Source organism: Pelomonas sp. BJYL3, assembly GCF_027257975.1.
In the GTDB taxonomy this organism is placed as follows: Bacteria; Pseudomonadota; Gammaproteobacteria; order Burkholderiales; family Burkholderiaceae_C; genus Roseateles_B; species Roseateles_B flavus.
Genome location: NZ_JANZKX010000005.1, coordinates 176,595 through 198,862 on the forward strand (window position 1 = coordinate 176,595; position 22,268 = coordinate 198,862).

The 22,268-nt window shown below is 65.2% G+C and carries 16 protein-coding genes; 14 read left to right on the forward strand and 2 right to left on the reverse strand.

The genetic code is table 11. The annotated features are described in order from the left end of the window. Position 1: 1 nt before the first annotated feature. Both prsT and O9Y01_RS16395 read left to right on the forward strand, forming a co-directional pair. Positions 2-2,776: an XrtA/PEP-CTERM system TPR-repeat protein PrsT gene (gene prsT, locus O9Y01_RS16390; protein WP_269632677.1), complete on the forward strand. Its 2,775-nt coding sequence runs from the start codon at positions 2-4 to the stop codon at positions 2,774-2,776. Positions 2,777-2,880: 104 nt separating this feature from the next. Continuing rightward, complete coding sequence (locus O9Y01_RS16395; protein ID WP_269632678.1) at positions 2,881-4,170, forward strand: GNAT family N-acetyltransferase; 1,290 nt, start codon at positions 2,881-2,883, stop codon at positions 4,168-4,170. Positions 4,171-4,416: 246 nt separating this feature from the next. Here the strand turns inward: O9Y01_RS16395 and O9Y01_RS16400 are convergent, their stop codons facing one another. Further along, positions 4,417-5,232: a PEP-CTERM sorting domain-containing protein gene (locus tag O9Y01_RS16400; RefSeq protein ID WP_269632679.1), complete on the reverse strand. Its 816-nt coding sequence runs from the start codon at positions 5,230-5,232 to the stop codon at positions 4,417-4,419. A gap of 188 nt (positions 5,233-5,420) precedes the next feature. Continuing rightward, positions 5,421-6,491, reverse strand: a complete 1,071-nt coding sequence (locus O9Y01_RS16405) for a nitroreductase family protein (RefSeq protein ID WP_269632680.1) — start codon at positions 6,489-6,491, stop codon at positions 5,421-5,423. Between the two features lie 155 nt (positions 6,492-6,646). On the opposite strand from O9Y01_RS16405, the gene O9Y01_RS16410 reads away from it, so the two are divergent. From O9Y01_RS16410 to O9Y01_RS16465, 12 genes are all read left to right on the forward strand, one after another. After that, the gene (locus O9Y01_RS16410; RefSeq protein ID WP_269632681.1) at positions 6,647-7,522 is read left to right on the forward strand and encodes a ThiF family adenylyltransferase; all 876 of its coding nucleotides are present in this window, start codon (positions 6,647-6,649) and stop codon (positions 7,520-7,522) included. A 247-nt stretch (positions 7,523-7,769) separates the two neighbouring features. Beyond that, positions 7,770-8,396: an XrtA/PEP-CTERM system exopolysaccharide export protein gene (locus tag O9Y01_RS16415; protein WP_269632682.1), complete on the forward strand. Its 627-nt coding sequence runs from the start codon at positions 7,770-7,772 to the stop codon at positions 8,394-8,396. A 100-nt stretch (positions 8,397-8,496) separates the two neighbouring features. Further along, entirely contained in the window at positions 8,497-10,071 is a 1,575-nt protein-coding gene (locus O9Y01_RS16420; RefSeq protein ID WP_269632683.1) for an XrtA system polysaccharide chain length determinant, read from the forward strand. A 2-nt stretch (positions 10,072-10,073) separates the two neighbouring features. Further along, positions 10,074-11,114: an XrtA-associated tyrosine autokinase gene (locus tag O9Y01_RS16425; RefSeq protein WP_269632684.1), complete on the forward strand. Its 1,041-nt coding sequence runs from the start codon at positions 10,074-10,076 to the stop codon at positions 11,112-11,114. After that, positions 11,104-12,654: a TIGR03016 family PEP-CTERM system-associated outer membrane protein gene (locus O9Y01_RS16430; RefSeq protein WP_269632685.1), complete on the forward strand. Its 1,551-nt coding sequence runs from the start codon at positions 11,104-11,106 to the stop codon at positions 12,652-12,654. The genes O9Y01_RS16425 and O9Y01_RS16430 overlap by 11 nt, the downstream gene beginning before the upstream one ends. Before the next feature lie 4 nt (positions 12,655-12,658). Then, entirely contained in the window at positions 12,659-13,768 is a 1,110-nt protein-coding gene (locus O9Y01_RS16435) for an XrtA/PEP-CTERM system-associated ATPase (protein ID WP_269632686.1), read from the forward strand. Next, positions 13,765-14,625: an XrtA system polysaccharide deacetylase gene (locus tag O9Y01_RS16440; RefSeq protein WP_269632687.1), complete on the forward strand. Its 861-nt coding sequence runs from the start codon at positions 13,765-13,767 to the stop codon at positions 14,623-14,625. The genes O9Y01_RS16435 and O9Y01_RS16440 overlap by 4 nt, the downstream gene beginning before the upstream one ends. A gap of 160 nt (positions 14,626-14,785) precedes the next feature. Continuing rightward, positions 14,786-15,994 (forward strand): TIGR03087 family PEP-CTERM/XrtA system glycosyltransferase, encoded by a 1,209-nt coding sequence (locus tag O9Y01_RS16445; protein ID WP_269632688.1) that lies wholly within the window; start codon positions 14,786-14,788, stop codon positions 15,992-15,994. Further along, positions 15,988-17,562 carry an exosortase A gene (xrtA, locus tag O9Y01_RS16450; protein ID WP_269632689.1) on the forward strand — a complete coding sequence of 525 codons (1,575 nt, stop codon included), beginning with the start codon at positions 15,988-15,990 and terminating at the stop codon, positions 17,560-17,562. Before O9Y01_RS16445 ends, xrtA begins: the two co-directional genes overlap by 7 nt. Positions 17,563-17,602: 40 nt before the next feature. Next, positions 17,603-18,883: a nucleotide sugar dehydrogenase gene (locus tag O9Y01_RS16455; RefSeq protein WP_269632690.1), complete on the forward strand. Its 1,281-nt coding sequence runs from the start codon at positions 17,603-17,605 to the stop codon at positions 18,881-18,883. A gap of 157 nt (positions 18,884-19,040) precedes the next feature. Then, positions 19,041-21,011 carry an XrtA/PEP-CTERM system amidotransferase gene (locus tag O9Y01_RS16460; RefSeq protein ID WP_269632691.1) on the forward strand — a complete coding sequence of 657 codons (1,971 nt, stop codon included), beginning with the start codon at positions 19,041-19,043 and terminating at the stop codon, positions 21,009-21,011. Position 21,012: 1 nt separating this feature from the next. Next, positions 21,013-22,242, forward strand: coding sequence for a TIGR04063 family PEP-CTERM/XrtA system glycosyltransferase (locus O9Y01_RS16465; protein WP_269632692.1), 1,230 nt, complete (start codon positions 21,013-21,015; stop codon positions 22,240-22,242). Positions 22,243-22,268: the final 26 nt, after the last annotated feature.

Consider the following 22,268-nt stretch of genomic DNA (forward strand, 5'->3'; position numbering starts at 1 on the left):
TTTGCTGGCAATTTCCAGAACGATTCTTGCCGCAGGCTTGGCGGCAGCCCTGCTTGGCGGCTGCGGCAGCAAGACGCCCGAGCAACACTTGACCGCCGCCAAGGCCATGCTTGCCAAGAACGACGGCAAGAGTGCCGCGATTGAGCTGAAGAGCGCCCTGCAGGGCGACCCCTCCATGGCAGAAGCGCGGTTCCTGCTGGGGACCACCTTGCTGGCGCAGGGGGACCCCATCAGCGCCCGGATCGAGCTGGAGAAGGCGCGTGAGCTTGGCTATCCCGCGGACCAGCTGGTGCCGCCGCTGGCCCGGGTCCTTTTCATTTACGGCGAGTATGAGAAGGTCATCAGCGAATTCTCCCGGACTCAGCTGGATGTGCCGGCCGCCCAGGCCGACCTGATGACCACCCTGGCCGAGTCGGCCTTGCTGCTGCGGCGCAAGGAATATGCCGAGCGCTTCATCCAGTCAGCGTTGAGCCTGGACGCCAAGCAACCGCGGACCCTGCTCGTGGCGGCCAATGTGGCCGGCTACAGCGGTGACTACGAGACGGCGCTGCAGCGCGTGTCCCAGGTGCTGGCCGACGAGCCCAAGAATGCCAAGGCCTGGCTGGCCAAGGCGGAGTTCCTGCGCTTCGGCTTGGGGCGTGACTCGGAATCCGTGGCGGCCTACGACCAGGCGCTTTCCCTGGACCCCAAGTCCGTCGGCGCGAATGTGGGCCTGGCCACCTTCCGGCTCACCAAGGGTGAACTGGACGCTGCGCGCAAGCAGGTTGAGCTGATGCGCAAGGCCTTGCCAAACCATCCCCAGACCCGGTTTGTTGCTGCACTGGTGGCCCTGGAAGGCGGCGATCTGAAGCAAGCCAACGAGGAATCCCAGGCCATGCTGAAGCTCGGCCCGGAGGATGCCCGCTTCCTGCATCTGGCCGGTGCCATCGCTGCGCAGTCCGGTGCGCTGCTGGTCGCCGAGAAGTACCTCAGCCAGTCATTGAACCAATCTGCCGACAACCCTTCGGCACGCTTGCTGCTGGCTCACACCTTGCTCAAGGCGGGTGAGGCCGGCAAGGCCCTCAGTGCGCTGCAGCCCCTGATGGAGCAGCAGGGGCGCAGCCATGCGGCCATGGCGCTGGCGGGGCAGGCCCACCTCATGCAAGGGGAGACGGCCAAGGCTGTGGAGGCCTTCCGCAAGGCTGTCGAGCTGGACCCCAAGGATGTCCGCAGCAAGACGGCCCTGGCCGTGGTGGACTTGGAGAAAGGGCGCATCGATGAGGGGCTGGGCGCGCTGAAAGGCCTCGCCAGCAGTGATGCCACGGGCTATACCGCCGACCTCGCCCTGATCAGCGCGTTGCTGAGCCGAGGCGACTCCGCAGGTGCCCTGCAGGCGATTGCCCAACTGCAGCAGAAGCAGCCCAAGCTGGCTGACGCGCCTTATCTGCGGGGAAGCATCCAACTGAGGGCCAAGCAACTGGCTGAAGCGCGGGCTTCGTTTGAGCAGGCGTTGCAGCTGGCACCGGGGCATTTCCAGGCTGCCGTCGCCCTGGGACTGCTGGACGTCGATTCCGGACACATCACCGATGCCATCAAGCGCTTCGATGCGATGGTGGAAAAGGATCCCCGCAATATCCGCGCCCGCATGGCCGCCATCGAGCTGCGCGTCCGTGCTGGCGCCAGTGCCGCAGAGTACGAGCAGCAGCTGCAGGGGGCCATCAAGGCCTCGCCGGATGCGGCGGAGCCCAGGCTTGCTTTGATCCGTCACCGCATGGCGCAGGGCGATGTCAAACAAGGGTTGCAAGCTGCTCAGGAAGGGCTCAGTGCCATTCCCGACAGCGCCGAGATGCTGCTGGCCCTGGGGCAGGTGCAGGCACTCAGCGGGGACGTCAACCAGGCGGTCAGCACGCTGAACAAGCTGGTAGCCAAGATGCCGAATTCGCCGGACCCTTACCTGCGCATGGCTGAAGTGCATGCGCAGGTCAAGGATCTGCCTTCGGCAGCGCAGGACCTGCGACGGGCCATGGTGCTGGCGCCCCGCAATGTGGAGGTCGTGGGCAAGCTGGTCGCGGTGCAGGTGGCATTGGGCAAGTTTGCCGATGCCCGGGCTGCCTTGAAGGACATGGAAGTGGCGGGCACTGCAAAGCCGGTCGTCCTTGCGGCCTACGGCGACCTCGCTTACGCCCAGAAGGCCTGGCCCGAAGCGGCACGTCAGTACCGGGCTGCCCTGGATCTGCAGCGGGACGACGTGATGCTGGCCATCAAGCTGCACAGCGTGCTGCTCAAGGCAGGTCAGTCCGCTGAGGCGGCACGCCTGGCTTCCGCCTGGACCGGTTCGCACGCTCAGGATGCCCACTTCCTCAGTCACCTGGCTACGCAGGCATTGCAGGCGGGCAAGATGGCCGAGGCTGAATCCCTGTACAGACAGGTGCTTGCGATCGAGCCACGTCATTCGGCGGCGCTGAACAACCTGGCCTGGCTCCTGATGAAGACGGGCAAGTCCGGCGCCCTGGAGTTCGCCCAACGTGCGGTGCAGGTTCGTGATGATGTAGACGACTACTGGGACACCCTAGCCATGGTCTACCTGGCGGGCAAGGAGCCTGCCCGTGCTCTGGAGGCTGTTCGCAAGGCCGTCCAGCTGAATCCCTCGGGGCTCGCATCTCGGCTGCACCTGGCTCAGGCCATGCTGGAAACGGGCGACAAGAGCGGTGCCAAGGCGGAGCTGCTCAAGCTGGACGCGGCGCCCTTGACTGGCGAGCTCAAGCGCCTCAAGGACGAACTGCAGCGTCAACTCTGAATCAGCGAAGCGGAGGGCAAGACTTGACCGCGCTCGTGGCGGCCTTCTTGCAGTAAGCTGCATCAGGCTCAGGCCTCGACGAGGCTTGGCAGGGAGGAACGTTCATGGCCGCAATCAAGCGATCAAGTCTGCGCAAACGTCTGCACACGGGCCTGCGTGCCTTGTTCGGTGGACTGCCCAGGGACTGGCGATTTGCGGTCTATCGCCGCATGGTGGATTGCGACCCGCAGCCAGACTCCCGGCTGCAGCTGAAGATCGCTGAAACCCAGGAAGAGTTGGAAGCCTGCTTCCGCATTCTTCATGACGCCTATGTGGCTGCCGGCTTCATGAAGCCGGATCCCTCCGGCATGCGCATCACGATCTACCACGCGCTGCCGACCACCACCACCATATGCGCCAAGTGGGATGGCAGGGTGGTGGGGACGATCTCCATGATCCGGGAAGGCGTCTTCGGATTCCCGCTCCAAAGCGTGTTCGATCTTGCCGGGGTGCGCCGCAAGCGCGGCAACATCGCCGAGATCTCTGCGCTCGCCGTGCATCCGGATTTCCGCAAGACGGGCGGGGCCGTGCTCTTCCCCCTCATGAAATTCATGCACCAGTACTGCACGGAGTATTTTGATACCCGGCATCTGGTCATCGCGGTCAATCCCGACAAGATCGAACTGTACGAAGCCCTGTTGTTCTTTGAGCGTCTGCAGGCGCGCACGGTCGATGCCTATGACTTTGCGAACGGTGCACCCGCGGTGGGGGCCACCCTGGATCTCAGCCAGGCAGAGGCGCTGTTCCGGGCGGTGTACCAGTTCCGGCCCCTGCGCAAGAACCTTCACCACTTCTTCTATCGCCAGTCGCTGGACAACATCATCTTGCCCAGCCGTCGCTATTTCACGACCAATGATCCGGTGCTGACCCCTGCATTGCTGGACCACTTCTTCAACCAGCGAAGTCCGGTCCTGCAAGGCCTCGATGATCGCAAGAAGGCTCTGCTCTGGTCCATCTACAACACCCCCGAGTACCGCCAGGTGCTCCCCATGCTGGCTGGTCAGGCGCTGGAGCATCATCCGCTCCGGCAGCATCAGCGGTATTCGATTCGGTGCCCCGCGGAAATGCGACTGGTGTCGGCTACTGGCGAGCGCGTCTGTGTGCTGGACATCATCGAGATTTCCGCGGCCGGCTTCCAGGCCCGTTGCGGGAATGACTTGGCGCTGGAAGTCACTGGTGATGTGGTGGTCGATCTCGGCGAGCATGAGCGCGCCAGGTTGCGAGCTCAGGTCGTGCGCAAGCGCGAAAGCGAGCAAGGTCGCTTCTTCGGCTTCAAACTGGTGGAAGAGCCTGATGCGCCCTGGCGCAATTGCGTTGCTGCCTTCGAAACCGGGCAGACGCATCGAGATTTGTGAAGCGCCTTAAACCGTGGCCTCCGACCAAACGGGATGGCGCATGCTCGCGGCGAGGTTCTGCGTAGCCCAACTGGGCGCTGTGGTGGGACCTTGTTTGGTCGCCATATGCCGGCTGGATGGGGCCGGCGGCCGGCCTAGCAGTCACGCACCAGGGCCAGCCGATGTCTGCGGATGCGATGTCTGCGGTGCTGGACCCACGAAAAAGGGGTGCCATCGGCACCCCTTCGTCTTGGTCAGCGAAGCTGATTACTTCTTGGCGCTGCGGCGACGGGCCACGCCCAGACCCAGCAGAGCGACGCCAGCCAGGGCGATGCTTGCGGGTTCGGGGATGTCACGCACCAGGTAGGCGTCGCCACCGGACGTTGCCGTTGCCGTGATGCAAGTGGCCGATGCATCGAAGGAGCACTTGGCCGGGCCGGTCGTCGACGAAATGAAGTTATTGGTGACGGTCTGGAACAAAACCTTGCCCGAAGCCATGTCCGAAGCCAGGCTATTGCCCAGGCTGTCCTTGATGGAGAAGCCGGGGTTCAGGATGTTCAGCACCATGGCCAGCAGGGTGGAATCGCCATTCACGCCGCCGATCACTGTCGTCGACGAAGCGTTGCCGCCCAGGCCGATGATCGAACCGGACGCGTAGGTCGGGCCACCGTCTTGACCGATCGAGAACATGCCCGAGGTGAAGGTGTAGTGGAAGCCGCCACCCGGGTTCAGAGAGGTCACCTTGCCAGCGACGTTGCTGAAGCTGATGATCAGATCATCACCCAGGGACTTCGGAGAACCCGTGTCACCTGCACCAACAGTGTTTTCCTTGGTATAGGTCACGCTGTAGATGGTGCCGGTCTCAGTGAAGCGGGCGCCAACGAAGGCTTGACCCAGACCGTTGACTTCTTGCTGAACCTGGGCGTCTCCGCTGGCCAAGTTGAGGCGACCAATTTGGGACTTGCTGGTCGAGGGCGTGGTCAGCTGCCAGCCATCCAGCACCACGTAGCCTGCGGAAGCCGAAGCGCTTGCTGCGACCAGGGCTGCTGCGGCAGCGGTGCGCACGATGTGCTTGAAGTTCATGTTTCTCTCCATTCCTTGTTTCAGGTTGGTCAGCTGTGTGATTCGCTGAGCCGCCTGCGGTTCTATGAGCAAGCCCTGTGCCAGAGATGGGAATTTCATAAAAATCAATAGCTTGCGTCGTTCAATTTTTGCTGAACTGGTTCAAGGGGCGGGAGTTGTAAAGCGCGCCGACATGCCTGTCGCGAGCTTCAGACCTGCAATGACGACAAAGGGCGCCGAATCGAGCGAGCTTTCGCAGCCGGGCCATGTCCCACTCGCCCCATGAAGATGGCCCGTTCGGCCAGATCAGTGCCCAGCAGGCGCTCCATCCGGCCGCGGATGTCGTGAGCCATTGGCATGGCGTGTGCAGACCGGGAGAAATGGCGGCTCTCGCGCGAATACCTGCTAAATACCAGCGGAGTGACCTCGGGTTGCAGCTGTAAGCTCAGCGCGCTGGCCTGGAGCCAGAAGCGTTGAATGGCGCGCCCCGCCTCCACATAGTCCTGTGGATCGCGTGCTGGCCTGGAGGCGTGGATCACGAAATGTGCGGCGCAGCAAATGGACGGCACGAAATCCAGTTCGATGCGCGGTGCCCAGGTGCCCGCCAGAAAGGTGTTGAAAAACTTGACACGCTGCCAGCTCTTCATCACCTGGCGCATCAGCAGCACGGTGCCGGGGCTGGCGCCCAGTGCCTGGTCGGGGACTTTGTCGGTGCTGAATTGCGCATGCCACTCAATGATGTCCCGATGGACCTCATAGGCTTCCTCGATGGTCAAGCGCAATTTGGCGGAGTGAAACAGCAGCTTGGCTGTCTTCAGGCGCTCAAAGCGCTGGTCGAGCCAATGCACGGCCATACCCTCGGGAAGACAGGACTGGAGCGCAGATTTCTCCTGCGCGGTGAGGGGCGTGCGGTGCAGGGGGCGTCGTTGCACGCTGCGCTTCTCGATCTGGGCGGCCAATTCCTGCTGGCTGGGGGCGTCTGCAGGATGGATGCTGATGTCAAAGCGCGGCCTGGGCTCATCGCTGAAGTCCAGCTGGTCGATGTTCATGCGCCAGCCCTTGCTGGCAGCAGCAATTGAGAATGTCTCCAGCCAGGTGCCGAAACTGATCTGGCTAGGGTGGCCGTCCAGGTCATAGACGCAATGATCTCGCGTATCGAAACCATGGACGCGCAGCTGCCGATCGCCCAGCTTCTCGAAGCGCCAAGGCTGGGTGTTGTCCCCACTCGGGGCCCATCGGGCCATGTCCAGCAATCGGTCCAGCATATCGGGCTCAGTCATTCAAGTCTCCCTGTTGGCGAATTGCCGGGTCTTCTGGAATCTTGACATAGCTTCCGAAGATTGGCGCAAACTGGCGGGCGGTGGTGGTTGGTCCAAAGCTTGGCTCAGAATGCAGCGAGGCACGCGCCCCGTGCGGGGTGATCAGGGAAGAACATATGCAAGAACAGTCCGGATTCGATTACGGCAAGGCTTTTTCCCGAAATATCGGGTGGGTGACTGAAGTCGAGCAGCAGAAGTTGAGGCGATCCACCGTGGCGATTGCCGGGCAGGGCGGGGTAGGGGGGGCGCACGCCCTGACGCTCGCGCGCCTGGGAATCGGCGGCTTCCGCCTGGCCGACTTCGATGAATTCGAGGTGCACAACTTCAATCGGCAGGTCGGTTCTTCCATGGAAACGATCGGCAGGCCAAAGGTTGATGTCATGGGTGAGATGGTGCGAAGCATCAACCCGGAGGCGGACGTTCGCTGCTTTGAGCAAGGTGTCAACGAGGACAACGTCGCGGCTTTCCTGGACGGGGTGGATGTCTATGTCGATGGCATCGACTTCTTCGCCGTCGATGCCCGTCGCCTGCTTTTTGCTGAATGCGCACGCCGTGGCATTCCTGCGCTCACGGCTGCCCCGCTGGGCATGGGAGTGGCGCTGCTGTATTTCAAGCCTGGCGCCATGAGTTTCGAAGAATATTTCAAGGTCGATGGCCAGCCTCGCCAGGAGCAATATGCCCGTTTCATCGCCGGGCTTTCACCAGCCATGCTGCAGCGGCCTTATCTGGTGGAGCCGCTGGCTGTCAACTTTGCCGAGCGCAAGGGGCCGTCGACCATGATGGCCTGCGATCTTTGCGCTGGCGTGATGGGAACTTCCGTGCTGAAGGTGCTGCTGGGCCGGGGTGAGCTGCGCCCGGCACCCTGGGCCATGCAGTTTGATGCCTACCGCCAGAAACTCAGCTATACCTGGCGCCCAGGAGGGAATGGCAACCCCTTGCAGAAACTCCTGATGATGTTCATTCGGCCCGTACTGCGCGGCACAAACTCGTAAGCACTTGTGAGTGCCAGGCGTGCCGCACTCATACGAGGGATGGGCATGGCGCGGCGACTGGTGTGCAATCTCCGCCTGGGAAAATGGCCCTTGACGGATGCTGGCGGTCGCCGGTGCCGATGAGGCTTGCGGGAATGCTTGCGGGCTGTCGGCGCCCCTATGGCATGATGACTTGCCGGGTACGTTGGCTTGGCACGCGGTGCGCTCAGTCATCCCTTTCTGAAGATCAGCGAAGAAGGACAGCTCTATGTTCAAAGCCCTTGCCCTGCGTGGGTTCGTCGTTGTCGCGCTCGGCGCGGTTCTGAGCCTGCTCGGTGCCTGTGCCACGTCCGGCAAGTATCCGCAGGCCCCTGCCAAGGTGGGTGAAGGCAATTACAGCTACATCATCGGTGCCGGGGACAACCTGAACATCATCGTGTGGCGCAACCCCGAGCTGTCCATGACGGTGCCGGTCCGCCCTGATGGCAAGATCGCCACGCCGCTGATCGACGAGCTGGTGGCTCAGGGCAAGAATCCCGTGGAAGTGGCACGGGACATCGAGAAGCAGCTCTCCAAGTATGTCCGTGATCCGGTGGTGACCGTGATCGTGACCAGTTTTGTCGGCCCCTACAGCGAACAGATCCGCGTGGTGGGCGAAGCTGCCAAGCCTCAGTTCCTGCCCTACAAGCAGCAGATGACCTTGCTGGACGTGATGATTGCCGTGGGCGGGCTGACAGACTTCGCTGCGGGCAACGAGGCGACCATCCTGCGTTCGTCGGAAGGCAACAAGCAGTATTCGGTGCGCCTCAAGGACTTGATCAAGCGGGGCGACGTGTCCGCCAATGTCGAGATGCGGCCTGGCGACATCCTCATCATTCCCCAGAGCTTCTTCTGAGCCCCATGACCGGCTTGGTTCCTCCGAGGCCGGGCATGCAACTTGACGGCGGTGGTCGCGCAGGCGGTCACCGCTGATTGCTTCCGACAAGCGGACAACAATGGAACAGTTATTCTCTCAGTTGCTGACGTTGGGTCGGCGCATGTGGAAGTACCGTTGGGCCGGTCTTCTCGCAGCCTGGCTGGTGGGGGCCCTGGGCGTTCTGGTGGCCTTGCTGCTGCCCAATCGCTATGAGGCCAGCGCCCGCATCTACGTGGACACCCAGTCCATCCTGAAGCCTTTGATGAGCGGCCTGGCTGTCCAGCCAAATGTGGACACGCAGGTGCAGATGCTCAGCCGGACGCTGATCAGCCGTCCGAACATGGAAAAACTCGTCCGCATGGCGGATCTGGACCTGGGCAACCAGAGCAAGGCCCAGCAGGAAGCGCTGATCGAGATGCTGACGCGCGAGCTGTCCATCCGCAGCACGGCCAAGGACAACCTCTACACGCTGTCCTATCGCGACAAAGACCCCGACACCGCCAAGCGGGTCGTGCAGTCGCTGGTGTCCATTTTCGTCGAGTCCAGCCTGGGTGCCAGCCGCAAGGAAACGGCGACGGCGACTACCTTCATCAACGAGCAGATCAAGAACTACGAGGCCAAGCTGGAAGAGGCCGAGGCGCGACTGAAGGAATTCCGCCTGCGCAATCTCGAGCTCACCGCCAGCGAAGGCAAGGACGCGGCCTCGCGGCTGGGCGAGCTGAGCAACCAGCTGGACCGGGCACGCCTGGAGCTGCGCGAAGCCGAGAACGCGCGCAGTGCGGCCAAGCAGCAGCTGGCCGCCGAACGGGCCCGCTTGGACAGTGCGGCTCAGACGGCTCTGCAGGACCCTTCCGCCTTTGCCATGCCGGAGATGGATGCCCGCATCGACGCCCAGAAGCGCAACCTGGACGTGCTGCTGCAACGTTTCACGGACCAGCACCCGGACGTCATCCAGACTCGCAAGCTGATCAAGGATCTGGAAGAGCAGAAGAAGCGCGAGCTGGCCGACATGCGCCGCAACAACAGCGGCTCTCTCGGCACCGGCAGCGCCAGCACGGGAACCCCCGTGCAACAGGACCTGTCCCGCATGCTGGCCACCACCGAGGTGCAGGTGGCCCAGTTGCAGGCGCGGGTGGGCGAGTACTCGGCGCGTTATCAACAGGCCCTGTCCGCGCTCAAGACCGCACCGCAGTTGGAGGCCGAGGCGGCCCAGCTGAACCGTGACTACGCTGTCCACAAGAAGAATTACGAAGAGCTGGTGGCGCGTCGTGAATCGGCGGCCATTTCGGGCGAGCTGGACGTGGCGTCTGGCGTGGCCGACTTCCGGCTGATCGACCCGCCGCGCGCATCCAACCAGCCCGTGGCACCCAACCGCCTGGTTCTGTTGGCCGCGGCCTGGGGCCTGTCGGTGGCGGCTGGCCTGGGGACCTCCTTCATCGCCAGTCAGCTGCGCCCGGTGTTCCATGACACCCTCGAGCTGCGTGACATCACCGAGCTGCCCGTTCTGGGCGTGGTCGGCCGCCTCAACACGCCGGCAGAGGTGTCTCGAGCGCGGCGCAGCATGCTGCGCTTCTGGTCGGCGGGCAGCCTGCTGTTCATCTGTTTTGCCATCGGGATCGCAGCGATGGCCGTCATTGCGAATCGGGGGGCTTGATCATGGCCGGCAGTCTGATTGAACAAGCGGCGCAGCGCCTCGAGCAGCTGCGGCAGGCCGGGGTGGACATCGACCAGCTGACGCCTCCCGCCGTCCCTCCGCCCATGGTCAGCGATGACCTGGCGTCGCCCCTTCCGGCGGCCCCGGTCACGGCAGCGCCGCGGGCTCCCGTGGCGTCGTCCGCGACGGCCTCGGGTGGCGCCGTGGCAGCGGCCCGCAGCGCGTCCGTGCCTGCGCCCGCCGTCTCCAAGCGTGTCGAGCTGGATCTCGAAGCCCTGGCGGCCATGGGTCTGGTGACGCCCAACGCCCCGCGGACGCCCATGGCGGATCAATACCGCGTGATCAAGCGCCCGCTGATCCGCAATGCCACCGGACGTGGCGCTGAGATGCTCAACCATGGCAACCTGATCATGGTCACCAGCGCCCTGGCTGGCGAGGGCAAGAGCTTCACCTCTCTCAACCTGGCGATGAGCATCGCGGCCGAACTGGATCACACGGTGATGCTTGTTGACGCCGACGTGGCGCGCCCTTCCGTGCTGCGCATGCTGGGCCTGCCTCCGGGCCCGGGCCTGCTTGATGTCCTCGATGAATCCGTGGACCTGGCGGATGCACTGCTGCGCACCAGCATCGACAAGCTGACCGTCCTGCCCAGCGGGACACCTCATGCCCGCGCGACCGAGCTGCTGGCCAGCGATGCCATGCGCAAGCTGCTGGATGACATGGCCCGGCGCTATCCGGACCGCATCATCATCTTTGATTCGCCGCCCTTGCTGCTGACCACCGAGTCCGCCGTGCTGGCTTCCCAGATGGGTCAAATCGTGGTGGTGGTGCACGCCGAGAGCACGCCGCAGTCCGCGGTCCGCCGTGCCCTGAGCACCATCGAGTCCTGCCCCGTCCGCCTGATGCTGCTGAACCAGGCACGTGTCGATGCCGATGGCAGCTATGGCTACGGCTATGGCTATGGTTACGGCTACGAGCACAGCGAGTCGCCGGACGCCTCTGCCAGCCTGCAGCCTGCCGAGGTGTCTGGACATGAGCATTAAGACGCGGGATCGCTCGTCGCCGCTGGTGCTGGGGGTCTGCATGGCAGCCGGGCTGCTGGGGCCGGCCAATGCACAGGAGGCCGCCGAAGGCACCAGTGCTGCAAGCCGGCGCCAGATCACGCTGGAGCCGCGAGTTCTGGTCTCCCAGGGCTACACCAGCAACCTCAAGCTCTCGAGCAATGCGCCGGATGCCGCCCTGGTCACCACCCTGGCTCCGGGGCTGTCCTTGCGCGCGCGTGGCCTGGAGCTCAATGGCAATCTGGACTACTCGCTGAACGGGAACTACTACATGAAGTCCCCGGAGCCGGATCGCGTCTACCACCGGCTCAGCTCCCAGCTGCGCTGGGCGCCCACCGACGGCTCCATGTTCGTGCAGGCGGCGGCCACCATCTCGCAGCAGAACCTCAGCGCGCTCGGGCCGCGCAGCGTGGACCCCAATCTGCCCAACCCGAATGCGACCCAGGTGGCCAACCTCAGCGTGATGCCGGGCCTGCGGCTGCGCCTGGGTGATGCCGCGATCCTGGAATCACAGGTCAACCTGACGCTCAACCGGGCCAAGGACACCAATCTCGGCGACAACAGCGGCTATGCCGCGGGTGCCGTGCTGCGGCCGTCACGTGCCGGCACGCTGCTGGGCTGGCAGGTCATGGCCGACGTGCAGTCCACCCAGCCGCGAGTCGGGAGACGGGTGGCCAGCGATCGCCTGATCGGCATGCTGACCTATCGCCCGGACCCCGACTGGGAGGCCAGCGTCAATTTCGGCACCGACGCCAACAACTTCACCAGCGAGGCCAAGGAACGCAAGCCGGCCTACGGCGTCCAACTGGCTTGGCGGCCATCGCCGCGGACCACGGCCTCTCTGGCCGCAGACCGCCGCTCCTATGGCAATACCCACAGCCTGGCCTTTGAGCACCGGCTGGCGCGGCTGTCCTTGCGGGTCTCCGACATCCAGCAGGTGGCCCCGCCCGGCGTGCAGGGGGGGCTGGGCACGCGGACCAACTACGACCTGCTGTTCCAGATGCTGGCCTCACTGGAACCCGACGCCGACAAGCGGCGGGAGTTGGTGCTCGCCACTTTGAGGGCCAGCGGCCTGCCGCCGGATGCGGTGTCGGCGCCGGGCTTCCTCAGCTCGGCGGTCAGCTTGTCGCGCTCGCAGCAGCTGGGCTTGCTGTGGCAAGGCCTGCGCACCACGGTGAGTGTCTCGCTGGCACACACCCGCAACCAGCGCCTGGGCGCGGTGAGCCTGCCGGGCGATGACTTCGGCCTCGGCGACCGCATCTCGCAGCAGGGTGGGGTCGTGGCCGTATCGCACCGCCTGACACCCATGAGCAGCCTGTCGCTGGGCTACACCGACCAGCGCACCCGCACCGAACAGGCCAAGGTGACCAGCACGCACCTGCGCACGCTCAGTGCGGCGCTGAGCATGCGTCTGCCGCAGGAACGGACGCTGTCGTTCAGTGTCCGCCGGGCCGAGATGGAAAGCCCTTTGCAGCCCTATGTGGAGAACGCCGTCACCGGCACTCTGCAGCAATTGTTCTAGTTCCATGTATGAAGCTTTTTACGGGCTGACGAGCAAGCCGTTCCAGCTCAGCCCGGATCCCAATTTCTATTTCGGCAGCAAGCAGCACAGGCGCGCCAAGGCCTATCTGGACTACGGCGTGCTGCGCAATGACGGCTTCATCGTCATCACCGGCGAGGTGGGGGCGGGCAAGACCACGCTGCTGCGCGGCCTGCTGGACAGCCTGAACCGCAGCAATACCGTCATCGGCAACCTGGTGACCACGCAGCTGGACGCCGAGGACACGCTGCGCCTGGTCGGCGCGGCCTTTGGCGTGCGGGTCAAGGACATGGCCAAGTCCGAGCTGCTGATGGCCCTGGAGGCCTTCCTGGTGAGCCAGGCGGCCCAGGGCAAGCGCTGCCTGCTGGTGGTGGACGAGGCGCAGAACCTCAGCGCCCGCGCCGTTGAGGAGCTGCGCATGCTCTCCAACTTCCAGTACGGCAACCAGTCGCTGCTGCAGACCTTCCTGGTCGGCCAGCCCGAGTTTCGCGCCATCCTGCAGCGGCCGGAGATGGAGCAGTTCCGCCAGCGCGTGGCGGCCACCTGCCACATCGGCCCGCTGGACGAGGAAGAGACGCAGCGCTACATCGAGCATCGTCTCAAGTGCGCGGGCAGCACCGGCAATCCCAGCTTCGAGCCCGCAGCCTTCGGCGCCATCCACAAGGCCTCGCGCGGCATTCCGCGCCGGATCAACAGCCTGTGCGATCGCCTGTTGCTCCTGGGCTTCATGGCCGGCCGCATGTTGCTGACGCAGGCGGACGTCGAGGAAGTCGTCAAGGACATCCGGGACGAAGCCGCCATTCCTGACTCTGCGCATGCGGCCCTGGCCACGGGTCCGGCTTCGTTGCCGGCCGCGCACCTGGGGCAAGTCGGCCTGGACATCGACATCGGCCAGATCCAGCTGCCGGCAGCGACGGGGCAGGGCATGTCCGCCCAGATCCTGAACCTGGCTCAGGACCATCACACGGACCGCCTGCAGCGCCTGGAACGCAGCCTCATGCGCCTGGAGCGCATCAATCTGCAGACGCTGGCGCTGTTGCAGAAGCTGGTCGACGCCGCCAGCATCAAGGAAAGACGGGAAGGGACGGAGCCATGAAGCCGGTCAACGCCATGACCATCGACGTGGAGGACTACTTCCAGGTCTCCGCCTTTGCGCCCTACATCCGCCGGGAGCGCTGGAACGAGCTTGAATGCCGGGTCGAGCGCAACGTCGACCGCATCCTGGAGCTGCTCGCCGCCCATGACACGCGGGCGACCTTCTTCACCCTGGGCTGGATTGCCGAGCGCTACCCGGCGCTCGTCCGGCGCATCGTCGCTGCGGGGCACGAACTGGCCAGCCACGGCTACGGCCACGAACGCGCGAGCGACCTGAGTCCTGAGGCCTTCCGCGAGGATCTCAGCCGCGCCAAGAAGGTGCTGGAAGACCTGGGCGGCCTGCCGGTCCTGGGCTATCGGGCCCCGAGTTTCTCGATCGGCAAGGGCAATCTCTGGGCCTTTGATGTATTGCGGGAGACCGGCCACCAGTACAGCTCCAGCGTCTATCCGATTGCACACGATCATTACGGCATGCCGGATTCGCCGCGGACGCCGTATTTCGTCCGCGAGGGCCTCCTCGAGATTCCGATTACCACGTTGCGCCTGTTCGAGCGCAATCTGCCCAGCAGCGGCGGCGGCTATTTCAGACTGTTTCCGTATGGCCTTTCGCGCTGGATGCTGGAGCGCGTCAACGCCCATGAGGCGCAGCCGGCGGTGTTCTATTTCCATCCCTGGGAAATCGACCCTGATCAGCCGCGCGTTCAGGGGATTGATGCGAAATCCCGCTTTCGCCACTATGTAAATCTTTCGCGCACGGAGGGGCGGATTGCCCGTCTGTTGAAAGATTTCAAATGGGGCCGCATGGACGAGGTTTTCCTCAAACCTCGATTGACGGCTCAAGCAGCGGGTCAGCACTGAATGTCATTCGAGTTGGTAATCCAAGGCCTGGTGTCCATGGCTCAGGTCCGGGATGGGCGTGTGCGCGTGGCATGCAGGCGTCCGGACGCCGGTCGCTCCGAGGCGTCCACGCGATGGCAGGTGATGCCGGCACGCCGTGCCAGGCCGGTGAGGGCTTGAGATGGCCAACATCCTCTACCTCGTCCACCGCCTGCCGTACCCGCCCAACAAGGGCGACAAGGTCCGGTCCTGGCATCTGCTGAAGCACCTGGCGCAGCGCCACCGCGTTTTCCTGGGCACCTTTGTCGATGACCCGGAAGATTGGCAGTACCTGGACAAGCTGCGCAGCGTCTGCGCCGATGTCTGCGCCCTGCCGCTGAACCCCAGGCTCGGCAAGCTGCGCAGCCTCAAGGGCTTGCTCAGCGGCGAGCCCCTGGGCCTGCCCTACTACCGGGATGCCGCGATGAGCGCCTGGGTGCAGCGCTGCCTGAAGGAACAGGCACTCGATGCCAGCATCGTCTTCTCGTCCACCATGGCCCAGTACGCCCTGGATCTGCCTCTGCCCATGCTGGTCGACCTGATCGACGTGGACTCGCAGAAATGGGTGGGCTATGCCCGGGCGCATCGCTGGCCGATGTCCTGGGTCTATGGCCGCGAAGGGCGCACGCTGCTGGACTACGAGCGCCGCATCGTCGGCGCTGCCCGGATGAGCTATCTGGTCACCGAGCCGGAACGGCAGCTGTTCCTGGGCCTGGCGCCCGGGCTGGATGCCAAGATCCAGGCCCTGTGCAATGGAGTCGACAGCGACTTCTTCCAGCCGCAGCAGGACAGCGCGAGCCCCTTCTCCGGCCCCGGGCCGCATCTGGTGTTCACCGGCGCGATGGACTATTGGCCGAATGTGGATGCGGTGTCCTGGTTTGCCGAGGCGGTGTTGCCGGCGGTGCTGCAAAGGCATCCTCAGGCGCAGTTCCACATCGTCGGACGCAGTCCCACGCCGGCCGTGCAGGCCCTGGCCGGGCCGCAGGTGCGCGTGACAGGCACGGTGCCCGACGTGCGGCCCTATCTGCAGCATGCCGATGCTGTCGTCGCCCCGCTGCGCCTGGCGCGAGGCGTGCAGAACAAGGTGCTGGAGGCCATGTCCATGTGCAAGGCCGTGGTCTCGGCGCGCGGCTGTGCGCAGGTGATCGGGGCCCTGCATGGGGACGCCCTGTACGAAGCCGAAACGGCCGAGGAATACCTGGGCGCACTCGAGACCGTGCTGGCGGATCGCGAGCAGTCGCGGCGCGTCGGGCTGGCCGCACGCCGCTATGTGCTGGATCACTACAGCTGGGATGCGCACCTGTCGGCCATCGACGGTGCCCTGGACCGGGCCATGGGGGGCGCATGCTGAAGGAACTGCTGCAGGACTGGGTCCACGACACCCGTAGCTTCTGGCGCAGCCTGCCTGACAGCCTGCGCGCCAGCTGGCGCGCAGCGCTGCTGGCCTGGCTGCTGTGCACCGTGGCCGCCGTCGGCCTGCTGTGGCCGTCCTTCGAGTCCATGGTGGGCATCTGGTCGCGCTCGGACACCTTTGCCCATGGCTACCTCGTCTTCCCGGCGGTGCTGTGGCTGGTCTGGCGCCGGCGCTATGACTGCCTGGTGCTGACGCCGCGCCCCTGGTGGCCGGCCCTGCTGGGTCTGGCCCTGCTGCTGCCGGCCTGGCTGGTGGTGCGCCTGGCCCATGTGAATGCGGCCGAGCATTTCGCCATCGTGGCGCTGCTGGTGCTGCTGGTGCCCCTGGTCTTCGGCCGGGCCGTTGCCCTGCGCCTGCTCTTTCCACTGAGCTTCAGCTTCTTTGCCGTGCCCTTCGGCGAGTTCCTGCTGCCCACGCTGATGAACTCCACGGCGGACTTCACCGTGGCAGCCCTGCGGGCCACTGGCATTCCGGTGTACCGCGAAGGCCTGGAGTTCGTCATTCCCAGCGGGCACTGGTCCGTGGTGGAGGCCTGCAGCGGGATTCGCTACCTGATCGCCTCCTTCATGGTGGGTACGCTGTTCGCGTACATCAACTACCGCAGCGCCTGGCGCCGCTGGATCTTCGTGGTGGTGTCGCTGGTGGTGCCGCTCATCGCCAACTGGCTGCGGGCCTACATGATCGTGATGATCGGCCATCTGTCCGGCAATGAGCTGGCCACGGGCGTGGATCACATCATCTATGGCTGGATCTTCTTCGGCCTGGTGATGACCCTGCTGTACATGGTGGGCATCCGCTATGTCGATGCGCCGCTGGTCGAGCCGCGGCCTGAGGTGCCTGCCCAGCCGCAGGGCGCTCGTGCGCCCTGGCTCCAGACGGCGCTCGCCCTGGTGCTGCTGGCCCTGCCGGCCGCCTGGGCCTATCACGTCGAGCATCTGCCGGGCGCAGATGCGCCAGTCGCGCTGGCACCCCTGGATCTCGAGTCCCAGGGCTGGCACCTGGTCGAGGGCACGACGCCGGGCGGCTGGAAGCCAGCCTATGGCGGCGAGAGCGCTCGGCAGCAGTCCTGCTATCAGAAGGACGGGCGTTCCTTCTGTATCTGGGTGATGTTCTACCGGGGGCAGGACGAAGAACGCAAAGTGATGAATTCGGAGAACCGCCTGGCCGGCTTCAAGGACGACTGGGTGGAGCAAGCCGCGGCCGAGGCCGGCCCGGCGTCGGGCATCTGGCGTGCTGCCCAGCTGCGGCAGCGCATGCACGTGACCGGCACGCGCGAGGCGCTGCAGGTGATGCAGACGCACTGGGTGGACGGCCATTTCACCAATTCCTCGGTGCGCGCCCGTCTGTTCACGGCCTGGTGCCTGCTGGGAGGGCGCGTGGACAACGCGGCCGCCGTGTTCATCTACGCACCGCAAGCGGAGGAGGGGGGCTCAGCCCTGGCAGAGCTTCTGCCAAGCTTGACCCCCGTGATTCAAGGCTACCTGCAGTCACAGTCTCAGCGCTGAGGACTGGCCATAATTCGAGAATCTTCAGAAAGGCATTTGTATGACGACTTTGGCAGTGATCGGTCTGGGCTATGTGGGCCTGCCGCTGGTCGTGGAATTCGGCAAGCAGATCAAGACCATCGGTTTTGACATCCACCAGGGCAAGGTGGACGCCTGCAAGCGCGGGACCGACCCGTCGCGCGAACTGACGGACGAACAGGTGCAGGCTGCCAAGCACGCGGTCTACACCTCGGATCCCGCCATGCTGGGTGAGGCCGACATCATCATCGTCGCCGTTCCCACCCCCGTGGACGAGGCCCACATCCCCGACTTCAAGCCCCTGATCGGTTCCTCGACCAGCGCAGGCCGCCACATGAAGAAGGGCGCCATCGTGGTCTATGAGAGCACCGTGTACCCCGGCGCCACCGAAGAGGTCTGCATCCCCGTGCTGGAGCGTGAATCCGGCATGAAGTGGAAGCAGGACTTCTTCGTGGGCTACAGCCCCGAGCGCATCAACCCGGGCGACAAGGAACACACCCTCACCAAGATCCTGAAGATCGTCTCCGGCGACACGCCCGAGACCCTGGATCGTGTGGCCAAGCTCTACGAAATGATCATCGTGCCGGGCGTGCATCGCGCTTCCAGCATCAAGACCGCCGAGGCGGCCAAGGTCATCGAGAACACGCAGCGTGACCTCAACATCGCGCTGATGAACGAGCTGGCCATCATCTTCGACAAGATCGGCATCGACACCAGTGAAGTGCTGGAAGCCGCCGGCACCAAGTGGAACTTCCTGAAGTTCAAGCCGGGCCTGGTGGGTGGCCACTGCATCGGCGTGGACCCCTACTACCTGACCCACAAGGCCGACATGCTGGGCTACCACCCGCAGGTCATCCTGGCCGGCCGTCGCATCAACGACAGCATGGGCAAGTTCATCGCCGAGCAGACCATCAAGCAGATGATCGCCAGCGGCTCGCACATCAAGGGTTCCAAGGTCAATGTGCTGGGCCTGACCTTCAAGGAGAACTGCGGCGACCTGCGCAACTCCAAGGTGATCGACATCATCAACGAGCTCAAGACCTACGGCGTGGACGTGATCGTGACCGATCCCCAGGCCGAGTCGGCCGAGGCCGAGCACGAGTACGGCGTGAGCCTGACGCCCTGGGACGAACTGCCCAAGGCCGACGCCATCGTGGCGGCCGTGTCGCACCGTGAATTCGCCAGCCTCAGCGTGGCGCAGCTGGGCGAGAAGCTGGTGGCGGGCGGTGCCTTCGTTGACGTGAAGGCTGCCTTCGACGAAGCGGCCCTGAAGGCGGCGGGCTACCGGGTCTGGCGCCTGTGACCTCCGAGGCGGCCCTGCGCCGGGCCTGAGGCCCGGCGCAGGGCCGCCGCCCAGGATTGTGAAGATTGCTTGCCGAGCTTGCTCGGCAAGCTTGTTTCCGGACCAGGCCAGACCAGGGCCTTGGCCCGGTCAGGGCATTGCGGATTGAAGGCAGACCATGTGCGGCATCACCGGCATTTTTGACACCCGCCAGGCGCGCGCCATCGACGGCGCCGTGCTGCGTCGCATGAACGACTCCCAGCACCACCGCGGTCCGGACGAAGGCGACCTCTACCTGGAACCCGGCCTGGGCTTCGGCCACCGCCGCCTGTCCATCATCGACATCGCCACGGGTCAGCAGCCGCTGTTCAACACGGACCGCAGCGTTGCCATCGTCTTCAATGGCGAAATCTACAACTACCAGGAACTCATCCCCGAGCTGCAGGCCCTGGGCCACCACTTCCACACCCGCAGCGACACCGAAGTCATTGTTCATGCCTGGGAGAGCTGGGGTGAGCGCTGCGTGGACCGCCTGCGTGGCATGTTCGCCTTCGTGATCTGGGATCGCAAGCAGCAGTGCCTGTTCATGGCGCGTGACCGCCTGGGCGTCAAGCCCCTGTACTGGACGGTGCTGGACGACGGCCTGCTGCTCTTCGGCTCCGAGCTGAAGTCCCTGCTGGCCCATCCGCAGCTGCGGCGCGAGATCGAGCCGCAGGCGGTGGAGGAGTACTTTGCCTTCGGCTACGTGCCCGAGCCGCGCACCATCTTCAAGGGCATCCACAAGCTGGACATGGGCCACACCCTGCGCATCCAGCGCGGTGTGCCGATTCCGGCGTCCAAGCCCTTCTGGGACCTGCGCTACACGCTGGACAACCCCATCAGCCTGGCCGATGCCCAGGCCGAGCTGCTGGAGCGTCTGCGCGAGTCCGTGCGCCTGCGCATGATCGCTGAGGTGCCGCTGGGCGCCTTCCTGTCCGGCGGGGTCGACTCCAGCGCGGTGGTGGCCACCATGGCGGGCCTGTCGGACCAGCCGGTGCGCACCTGTGCCATTGCATTCGACGACCCGCGCTTCAACGAGTCCGAGTTCGCCGCCATGGTCGCCCAACGCCATGGCACGGCCCATGTCTGCCATACCGTGGGCAGCAATGACTTCGACCTCGTGGACACCCTGGCCCGCCTCTACGACGAGCCCTACGCCGACAGTTCCGCCGTCCCCACCTACCGCGTCTGTGAGATGGCCCGCCGCCATGTCACCGTGGCCCTGTCCGGTGATGGCGGGGACGAGGCCTTCGGTGGCTATCGCCGCTACAAGCTGCACATGCTGGAGTCCGGCCTGCGCGGCATGCTGCCCGGCCGCATGGGGCAGAGGGTCTTCGGTGCGCTGGGGCGGGCCTATCCCAAGCTGGACTGGGCGCCGCGTTTTCTGCGTGCCAAGACCACCTTCCAGGGCATGGCCATGGACCCGGTCAGCGCCTACTGCCACTCGGTGTCCCAGAACAAGGCCCCGCTGCGCCAGCGCCTGTTCAGCCCCGCGATGCGCCAGGCCCTGGCCGGCTACAGCGCGGACCAGGTCTTCCACCGCCACGCACAGAATGCCAATACCGACGACCAGCTGGCCCTCATCCAGTACCTGGACACCAAGACCTACCTCGTCGGTGACATCAACACCAAGGTGGACCGCGCCAGCATGGCCCACTCGCTGGAAGTGCGCGAGCCGCTGATGGACCACGAGCTGCTGGAATGGCTGGCCACGCTGCCCTCCTCGCTCAAGCTGCACGGCCAGGAGGGCAAGTACCTGCTCAAGAAGAGCATGGAAAGCCAGCTGCCGCACGAGGTGCTGTACCGGCCCAAGATGGGCTTCTCGGTGCCCCTGGCCAACTGGTTCCGCGGGCCCTTGAAGGACAAGGTGCGTGAGTCCGTGCTGGGTCCGCGCCTGGCCGACACCGGCTGGTTCAATCCCGACTGCCTGCGGGATCTCGTCGACCAGCACCAGTCCGGCCGGGCCGACCACAGCACGGCGCTGTGGTCCTTGACCATGTTCGAGGCCTTCCTGCGCGTCGTGGTCGATGGCCCCCATCCGGTGGTGCCCGACCATGCCATCGCCAGCAAGGCCGTGCCGGCCCTCGCCACCCCGTCTGCCGCCTCCTGATATGACCGTCCGCGTCCTCCACATCCTCGACCACTCCCTGCCGCTGCACAGCGGCTACACCTTCCGCACGGCTTCGCTGCTGCGCGAGCAGCGCAAGCTGGGCTGGGAGACCCTGCATGTCACCAGCCCCAAGCACGAGCAGAGCTCGGGCCGCCACGATGGAGCGCTGCAGGAGCAGGTTGATCACTGGACCTTCCACCGCACCCCGCTGGCCGAAGCCAGCGGCCTGCCGGTGATCAAGGAGATGCAGCTGATGCGCGCGCTCGAACGCCGCATCGACACCCTGATCCAGGAACACCGCCCCCACATCCTCCATGCGCATTCCCCCGTGCTGAATGCCCTGCCGGCGGCACGCGCCGCGCGGCGTGCCGGCCTGCCGGTGGTCTACGAGATCCGGGCCTTCTGGGAGGACGCCGCAGTCGACCACGGCACCACCACCGAGGGCAGCCTGCGCTACAAGGCCACGCGGGCCCTGGAGACTCGTGCCATGCGCCGCGTGGACCATGTCTTCACCATCTGCGAGGGGCTGCGCAGCGACATCCTGGGGCGCGGCATCCCCGCGTCCAAGGTCAGCGTCATCCCCAACGCGGTGGACATCGCCAGCTTCGAACCCGGCGGTCAGCCGGACCCGGCCCTGCAGACGCAGCTGGGCCTGCAGGGGGCCGAGGTGCTGGGCTTCATCGGCTCCTTCTATGCCTACGAAGGCCTGGACCTGCTGCTGGAGGCGCTGCCTCAGATGCTGCAGCGGGACCCCAGCGTGCGCCTGCTGCTGGTCGGCGGCGGCCCGCAGGATGCCGCCCTGAAGGCGCAGTGCCAGGCCCTGGGCCTGGCCGACAAGGTGGTCTTCACCGGGCGCGTGCCGCATGCCCAGGTTCAGCGCTACTACGACCTGATCGATGTGCTGGTGTTCCCCCGCCATCCCATGCGCCTGACCGAGCTGGTGACGCCGCTCAAGCCGCTGGAGGCCATGGCGCAGGGGCGCCTGCTGGTCGCCTCGGATGTGGGCGGCCACAAGGAGCTCATCGAGGACGGGCAGACGGGCCATCTGTTCAAGGCAGGCGACCGCCAGTCTCTGGCCGATGTGGTGATGCGCGTGCTGTCGGCCCCGGCCGACTGGCCGCGCGTGCAGGCCAACGGCCGTCGCTTCGTCGAGGACGTGCGCAACTGGCGCAACAGTGCGGCCAACTACGTGCCGGTCTACGAACGCCTGCTGGGCCGCTCCGTGGCCTGAAGCCGGCGACGACTGCATCGCCCCTG